The 8,061-nt window shown below is 73.0% G+C and carries 4 protein-coding genes and 1 pseudogene; 2 read left to right on the top strand and 3 right to left on the bottom strand.

From position 1 onward, the window contains the following. The 3 genes and pseudogenes from AC07DI_RS37325 to AC07DI_RS37315 form a co-directional block, all read right to left on the bottom strand. Nucleotides 1-197 (bottom strand): annotated as a pseudogene (locus tag AC07DI_RS37325) (putative T7SS-secreted protein); the annotation flags it as partial. Between the two features lie 126 nt (nucleotides 198-323). After that, a complete protein-coding gene (glgP, locus tag AC07DI_RS37320) occupies nucleotides 324-2,948 on the bottom strand; it encodes an alpha-glucan family phosphorylase (protein ID WP_478909405.1) in 2,625 nt (874 codons plus the stop codon). Nucleotides 2,949-3,053: 105 nt separating this feature from the next. Beyond that, on the bottom strand, nucleotides 3,054-4,397 hold the full coding sequence (locus AC07DI_RS37315; protein ID WP_478909403.1) for a carboxylesterase/lipase family protein: 1,344 nt from the start codon (nucleotides 4,395-4,397) through the stop codon (nucleotides 3,054-3,056). Between the two features lie 706 nt (nucleotides 4,398-5,103). On the opposite strand from AC07DI_RS37315, the gene AC07DI_RS37310 reads away from it, so the two are divergent. Both AC07DI_RS37310 and AC07DI_RS37305 read left to right on the top strand, forming a co-directional pair. Beyond that, entirely contained in the window at nucleotides 5,104-5,532 is a 429-nt protein-coding gene (locus AC07DI_RS37310) for an RICIN domain-containing protein (RefSeq protein WP_384249606.1), read from the top strand. 586 nt (nucleotides 5,533-6,118) lie between these two features. Then, nucleotides 6,119-8,061 (top strand): alpha-1,4-glucan--maltose-1-phosphate maltosyltransferase (locus AC07DI_RS37305; RefSeq protein ID WP_478909401.1); only part of this gene is annotated, 1,943 nt, incomplete at its 3' end.

Below are 8,061 nucleotides of genomic sequence, written 5' to 3'. Positions count from 1 at the left end.
AACGCGTCCGCCGTCTTGCCCACCCACTTCAGGATGGCCTCGTCGCCCGCCATCCCCTTGATGTCCCGCAACACCCGCCCGACATCATCGGAGAAATCGTGCAGGTTCTTCGCCAGCGAACGCACCCGGTGCGGATCACCCGGCGTCGGATCCTTCTCCAGATCCAGGACATGCCAGTCGGTCGGCCGGTACGACATCGTTCATTCCCCCGTGCTGATAAAAGTCGCGCGCCCACAGCCATAGCTCCTGGTGGGGCGAGGGCTTCATGGGGGACATGACAATACCCATGCGCGGATTGGTTCCACGGGACCGCCCGGCACCTCTCACCGCATGAGAACCCCCGCCTCCTCCCCCGTCGCCTCGGACGGCACCGCGACAAGCCCCAGCTCCGCGCCACCCGCCAGCAGCCGGTGCGCCGGAAGAATCCGCACCGTGTAGCCGAACGGCCCCGTGCGGTCCAGGGCGAGCGGCCCCTCGTACACCCGCCGCCCCTCCCCGTCCGGCCCGCTCGCCGGTTTCAACGGCACCGGCGCGGCGTCCGCGATGTGGTCCTCCGGATCGACGCGCCCCGCGAGCACCTGCACCTCCACGTCGTCCGGGGTCAGCTCGCCCAGATGGACACGGACCCGCAGCGAGAGGGTCGCGCCCAGTTCCGCCGTGGCGCCGATCGCCGACGCCTCCACGTGGTCGACGGCCACCCGCGGCCAGGCGGCGCGGACCCGGGCCTTCCAGGCGGCCAGTTCCCCGGCGGACGTGGCGTCCAGCGTGCGGTGGGCGCGCGCGGCGGGGACGTACAGCTTCTCGACGTACTCGCGCACCATGCGGCCCGCGAGGACCTTCGGGCCGAGCCGGGTCAGGGTGCGGCGGACCATCTCGATCCAGCGGTCGGGCAGGCCGCCGGGGCCCTGCTCGTAGAAGCGGGGCGCGATGCGGCGCTCCAGGAGGTCATAGAGCGCGGCGGCCTCCAGGTCGTCACGGCGGTCCTCGTCGGTGGCGGCGCCGTCCGCGGTCGGGATGGCCCAGCCGAAGTCCGGCTCGAACCATTCGTCCCACCAGCCGTCGAGGACGGAGAGGTTGAGGCAGCCGTTCAGGGCCGCCTTCATGCCGCTCGTGCCGCATGCCTCAAGGGGGCGCAGCGGATTGTTCAGCCACACGTCGCAGCCGGGGTAGAGCTTCTGCGCCATCGCCATGCCGTAGTCCGGCAGGAACACGATGTGCGGGCGCACCCGCGGGTCGTCGGTGAACCTGACCAGCTCCTGGATGAGCCGCTTGCCGCCGTCGTCCGCCGGGTGCGCCTTGCCCGCGACGACGATCTGCACCGGCCGCTCGGGGTGGCGAAGCAGCTCCATCAGCCGGTCGCGGTCGCGCAGCATCAGCGTGAGCCGCTTGTACGAGGGGACGCGGCGCGCGAAGCCGATGGTGAGGACGTCCGGGTCGAGCACACCGTCGATCCACCCCAACTCGGCTCTCGCCGCGCCGCGTTGCCGCCACGAGTCGTGCAGGCGCCGCCTGACCTCGTGGACCAGCTGTTCGCGCAGGGTGCGGCGCAGCTCCCAGATGTCGGCGTCCTGGATGTCGGCGACCGCGTCCCAGCGGTCGGAGCCGCCGACGGAGAGCGCGTCCTCGGTGCGCCGCTCGCCGATCTGGCGGGCGCCGAGCCTGAAGACCTCGGGGGCCACCCAGGTCGGGGCGTGCACGCCGTTGGTGACGGAGGCGATCGGCACCTCGTCGGCGTCGAATCCGGGCCAGAGCCACGCGAACATCTCCCGGCTGACCGCGCCGTGCAGGGTGCTCACGCCGTTGGCGCGGCTGCCGAGCCGCAGGCCCATCACCGCCATGTTGAAGAGGTTGGGCTCGCCGCCCGGGTAGGTCTCCATGCCGAGCCGCAGGACGTCCGCCGCGTCGAGGCGGGGCAGTTCGGCGCCGGGGCCGAAGTGGCGCGCGACCAGCTCGCGGTCGAAGCGGTCGATGCCGGCCGGGACGGGGGTGTGGGTGGTGAAGACGGTGCCGGCCCGGACGGCTTCGAGGGCGGCGTCGAACTCGACTCCTTCCAGCGCGAGTTCGTGGATGCGCTCCAGGCCGAGGAAGCCCGCGTGGCCCTCGTTCGTGTGGAAGACCTCGGGCTCGGGGTGGCCGGTCAGGCGGCAGTACGCCCGGACGGCGCGCACCCCTCCGATGCCGAGCAGCATCTCCTGGAGCAGCCGGTGCTCGCTGCCGCCGCCGTAGAGCCGGTCGGTCACGTCGCGCTCGCCGGGGCCGTTCTCCTCGACGTCGGAGTCGAGCATGAGCAGCGGTACGCGCCCGACCTGGGCCTGCCAGATGTGCGCGCGCAGCGAGCGCCCGCCGGGCAGGGCGAGCGCGACGGTGGTGGGCGTGCCGTCGGGCTCGTGCAGCAGGGCGAGGGGCAGCTCGTTCGGGTCGAGCACCGGGTAGTGCTCCTGCTGCCAGGCGTCGCGGGACAGCGTCTGGCGGAAGTAGCCGTGCCGGTAGAGCAGCCCGACGCCGATGAGCGGGGCGCCGAGGTCGCTCGCGGCCTTCAGGTGGTCGCCCGCGAGGATGCCGAGGCCGCCCGAGTACTGCGGCAGGGCGGCCGTGATGCCGAACTCGGGCGAGAAGTAGGCGACGGCGCGTGGCAGGGGTTCGCTGCGGGCCCGCTCCTGGTACCAGCGCTCCCCGGTGACGTACTCGCGCAGCTCCTCGGCGGCCTCGTCGAGCCGCCGCAGGTACTCCGGGTCCTCGGCGAGCGCGGCGAGCCGGGCGGCGGGCACGCCGCCGAGGAGGCGCACGGGGTCGCAGCCGGAGGCCTCCCAGAGCCGGGGGTCGACGGCCTGGAAGAGGTCACGGGTGCGCGGGTGCCAGGACCAGCGCAGGTTGCGGGCGAGATCGGCCAGCTGGGTGAGGGGCTCGGGCAGGACGGGTCGTACGGTGAATCGACGGATTGCCTTCACGGTCTCCACCTTCGTACGGCGTGTACGTGCGCGTGAGCGTGTCGACGGCTCGCATCGACGGTAGCCGGGTGCCGCCCTCCTCAACCACGGCGCACGGGGAGCACATCAGTCGGGGCGGGCCTCCCGGACCGCCCGCAGCGGGTCGTCGGCGAGGCGCGGCTCGGCGTCCCAGACGCGGACGGCGCGCCGTCCCTGCGTGTAGCGCGGCCACGCTCCGCCGGGGTCGAGATCGCGGACGAAGGCGACGTACGCCCCGTGCATCGCGTCGGCGAGCGGCTGGGGCGGCGTGTCGCCCGCCGCCGCGGTGACGCCGTCGGCGCCGAGCAGGTCGAAGGCGAAGGGCAGATCCAGGCAGTGGAAGGCGAGCCCGTGGGCGGGTCCTGGCACGGGTGAGGGCCAGGCGAACTCGTACAGCCAAACGGGGTATCCGCGGGCGGCGCGCGCCTCGGCCACCGCGAGGTTCGGCCGGCGGAAGACGAGGTCGGTCAACTCCTGGCCGCCGAACGCGTCGAACTCGTGCCGGGTGAAGCCGAGCAGCAGCGGCACGTCCGCTGCGAGGTCGCCCTCGGTGAGCTCGGTGCGGGCGGAGCGCGGCAGCAGGTCGCCGTCGGCGAAGGGGGCGAGCAGCAGGCCGGGCAGCTCCGCGCGGTCGGGCCCCGGCGCGCTCACGGCGTCCTGGAGGGCGAGGAGCTCGGTGTCCGACGCGTCGCGCAGGGCCGCCGCGGTGGCGGGGCGGCCGGTGCGCCGGGTGAAGAGCTCGGAGACCGCGATGCCCGCCCACCGCTCCTGCGGCTCCATCATCGCCCCTGACATGGCGAGGGCGGCGCGGAACAGGCCGCGGGCGGCGGGTGTGGCGAGGAGTGTCTGGACGGCGCCGCCGCCCGCCGACTGGCCGGCGACCGTGACCTTGGCGGGGTCTCCGCCGAACGCCGCGATGTTGTCCCGCACCCACTCCAGGGCGGCGATCCAGTCGCGCACTCCACGGTTGTCGGGGGCATCGGCCAGATGGAGGAAGCCCTCGATGCCGAGCCGGTAGCCGAGCGAGACGAGGACGACGCCGTCACGGCTGAACGCGTCCCCGTCGTACCAGGGGCTCGCCGCGGATCCGGCGACGTATCCGCCGCCGTGGATCCAGACCAGGACGGGGAGCGCCGCTGCCGGGTCCGCGGCGGGCGTGAAAACGTTGAGGTTGAGGGTGCCGGGGCCGGGCACCGACGGCTCGGGGATCGTGGCGCCCGCGCCGAAGCCGCGGCGCTGCGCGGTCGGCCCGTACGCGGTGGCGTCCAGCGGCTCGGTCCACGGCGCGGGCGCCACCGGCGGCGCGAAGCGCAGCCCGCCCACGGGCGGCGCGGCGTACGGGATGCCGAGGAACCGCAGCCCGTGCGCGCGCCGCTCGCCGCGCACGGGGCCGTGGACCGTGGTGACGGCCGGGCTCGAACGGTCGGTCATGGCGCCACTCGACACCACATTCGCGTGGCGGCGCAACGGCCGCGGCTCGGCCGCTGCCGGCAGACGCCTCTGCGTGGTGTGGCGGGCTGGCCGGTGCGGCCCGCGGGAGGAGGACTTGCTTTCAGGGGCGCGGGGAACTGCGCGAGCAACCACCGACGGCCCGCACCCGCAGGCGTGCCGCCGCCGGCAGACGCCCCTGCGTGGTGCCGTGGGCCGGCCGGTACGGCCCGCTGGGGGCTGGGCGCGCAGTTCCTCGCGCCCCTGGGGAAGCCGGCGTGCCGCCGCCGTTGCCGCAGGGGGAGGGGAGGGCTTGCTTTCAGGGGCGCGGGGAACTGCGCGAACAACCACCGACAGCCCGCACCCGCGGGCAAGCCGCCGCCGACCCTTCCGGTGCCCCGGCCCGCGGCCGTGCCGCAGCGCACCGGCGGGTATCGGCCCGTCCCGGCCGCGGGTGATCCGCCGGTCCTGCCCCGGGGCCGGGGCGGCACGCGGCGCGGGTGCGGTAGTTCAGTGCGGCCCGGGTGAAGCGTGACATGCGTGACGATGCACTTCAGCCACACCAAACCACCATGTCACGACCTGAAACACCGCTTTCGGGGCGGTCGGCCGCCTCCTAGGTTGAGGGCGTCCGATCAGGAGGCGCCGCCGAGCGGCCCGCACCACCGGGCACCGCCGCCGACGAGCGCGACACCCCTAAGGAGCCTTCATGGCCGAGATCATCTCGAACGGTGTGTACGTGATCAGGAACGCGGCGTACGAGGACCGTGTCGTCGACCTCAGCGGGGGCACCGCCGAACCCAACGTGCCCGTCATCGGCTGGAGGTACCACAAGGGCGACAACCAGCAGTGGGACGTGGTCCACACCAGCGGCAACCTCTACGTGATCAAGAGCAAGATCACCTCGCACGAGGCGCACTTCGCGCTCAGCGACCTCAAGATCTTCCCGCCCCTCATCGCCAACCAGCCCTACCCGGAGCGGTGGTCGATCGAGCCGGTCGGCGAGGGCAAGGTCCGCATCCACTTCCCGTACATGGACGGGGTGGCGACCCTGAGGTCGGAGAAGGAGGGCACCCAGCTGACCCTTGAGCCCTGGCAGGGCGAGAACAGCCAGATGTGGCACTTCGACTCCGTCTGATCCGACGGAACCGCGCGGCCCATCGCCTGCGGGCGGTGGGCCGTCGCTGTGTCCCGGCGTCCCGGCGGGTCCGCTCCCGGCCGCCCGCGACGATGGAGTTCCAGCCAGTCTGGACTTGCCCGCCCGCCCGCGGAGAACCGCGCCGGCCGACGCGGGCGACCACGCCGCGGGCACCTTCCCCGGTACGCCGACGGCCTCGCCGCACGGGCAGCGGGGCCCGGCACGCGCAGACCCGCGGACCGCCCGGAAGCCGCTTTCGCCGAGGTCGGCGGGGCACGGGCCGTGCCGACCCGGCGCCCGGCCCGCGCCTCGGGCGTCGCACGGGCCGCCCCGGACGAACAGCGCCCCAGGCATATGCGTACAGGTCAACACCCCATAAGGCATATGCGATTTGAACCGGTCCCGCCATTCATGGCGGGGCCGGTCTTGCATGCGCCCTTACGCACTAGTAGTTAACAAAGCGCCGGATTGCTCACCCGATAAGGGTGGGAAGGCTTTTCCGGTACGCACGCCGGCGCAGTGGCCGGCGCGCCGCGGAACCCCTCCACACCCACGTATCCGTGCACGCGGACAGGAGCGGTCAGACATGCCTTTCGGCTCAACCCAGCCAGGCCCGCCCGTACAGCCCACCATCCCCGTCCTGGACGTCGGCCCCGCCGTGCACCGCGGGCGGAAACCGGCGAAGGCGGTGCCGGGAGAGACCTTCCGGGTCACCGCGACCGCCTTTCGCGAGGGGCACGAGGCGGTCGCCGCCAACGTCGTCCTGCGCGACCCGGGCGGGCGGCCCGGCCCGTGGACCCCGATGCGGGAGCTCGCGCCGGGCACCGACCGGTGGGGCGCCGAGGTCACGCCGGACGCCGAGGGCCGCTGGACGTACGCCGTGGAGGCGTGGGGCGACCCCGTCACGACCTGGCGCCATCACGCGCGGATCAAGATACCGGCGGGGCTCGACACCGACCTGGTCCTGGAGGAGGGCGCCCGCCTCCACGAGCGGGCCGCGGCCGGCGCCCCACGGGCCGAGCGGGCCGTGATCCTCGGCGCGGCGCGGGCCCTGCGCGACACGGGCCGCTCCCCCGCCGCCCGGCTCGCCGCCGCCCTCACCCCGGAGGTGGAGTCGGCGCTCGACCGCCACCCGCTGCGCGAACTCGTCACCTCCTCCGAGGAGTTGCCGCTGATCGTGGAGCGGCGCCGGGCCCTCTACAGCTCCTGGTACGAGTTCTTCCCGCGTTCGGAGGGCGCCGTCGTCCGGGAGGGGGAGCCGCCGGTCTCGGGGACGTTCCGTACCGCGGCGGCGCGGCTGCCCGCCATCGCCGGGATGGGCTTCGACATCGTCTACCTGCCGCCGATCCACCCCATCGGCACCACCTTCCGCAAGGGCGCCAACAACTCCCTTTCGGCGGGGCCGCAGGATGTCGGTGTGCCGTGGGCGATCGGTTCGCCCGAGGGCGGGCACGACGCCGTCCATCCGGACCTGGGCACGCTGGAGGACTTCGACGCCTTCGTGGCCGAGGCCGGGCGGCTCGGGCTCGAAGTGGCCCTGGACTTCGCGTTGCAGTGCTCGCCGGACCACCCGTGGGTGGAGAAGCACCCCGAGTGGTTCCGCCGCCGCGCGGACGGGAGCATCGCGTACGCGGAGAACCCGCCGAAGAAGTACCAGGACATCTATCCGCTCGCCTTCGACCAGGACATGCCGGGGCTGATCGCGGAGACCGTGCGGCTGCTGCGGTTCTGGATGGACCACGGGGTCCGCGTGTTCCGCGTCGACAACCCGCACACCAAGCCGGTGGTCTTCTGGGAGCAGGTGCTCGCGGACATCAACGCCACCGACCCGGACGTCATCTTCCTCGCCGAGGCGTTCACCCGCCCCGCGATGATGCGGACCCTCGCCGCCATCGGCTTCCAGCAGTCGTACACGTACTTCACCTGGCGCAACACGAAGGACGAACTCACCGAGTACCTGACGGAGTTGTCCCGCGAGACCGCCCATTTCCTGCGGCCCAACTTCTTCGTGAACACCCCCGACATCCTGCACGCCTATCTGCAGGACGGCGGGCGCCCCGCCTTCGAGGTGCGCGCCGTGCTCGCCGCCACGCTCTCGCCCGCCTGGGGTGTCTACAGCGGATTCGAGCTGTGCGAGAACACCGCCGTGCGGCCGGGAAGCGAGGAGTATCTGAACTCGGAGAAGTACCAACTGCGCCCGCGCGACTGGGAGTCGGCGGCGCGCAGCGGCGACACGATCGCCCCGCTCATCACCGCCCTGAACGGGATCAGACGCGCCAACCCCGCTCTGCAGCAACTGCGTGACCTGCACTTCCATCCCACCGACAAGGAATCGGTGATCGCCTATTCAAAATCAGCCGGCTCCGCACACGACTCGAACACGGTTCTGGTGGTCGCCAACCTCGACCCTCACCACACCCAGGAGGCGACGGTGTCGTTGGACATGCCGCTGCTCGGCCTCGACTGGCACGAGAGCGTGCCGGTGCGCGACGAGCTCACCGGCGACACCTACCACTGGGGCAGGACCAA

It is taken from the genome of Streptomyces sp. NPDC044106, from assembly GCF_056433985.1.
Note: the sequence above shows the minus strand (reverse complement) of the source record. Positions and strands in the feature narration are given on the sequence as shown.

What these genes read in the sequence shown, in the direction of transcription:
- AC07DI_RS37310 (WP_384249606.1), top strand. Translation starts at nt 5,104, where the DNA reads ATGGCCGAGATCATCTCGAACGGTGTGTACGTGATCAGGAACGCGGCG.
- AC07DI_RS37315 (WP_478909403.1), bottom strand. Translation starts at nt 4,397, where the DNA reads ATGACCGACCGTTCGAGCCCGGCCGTCACCACGGTCCACGGCCCCGTG.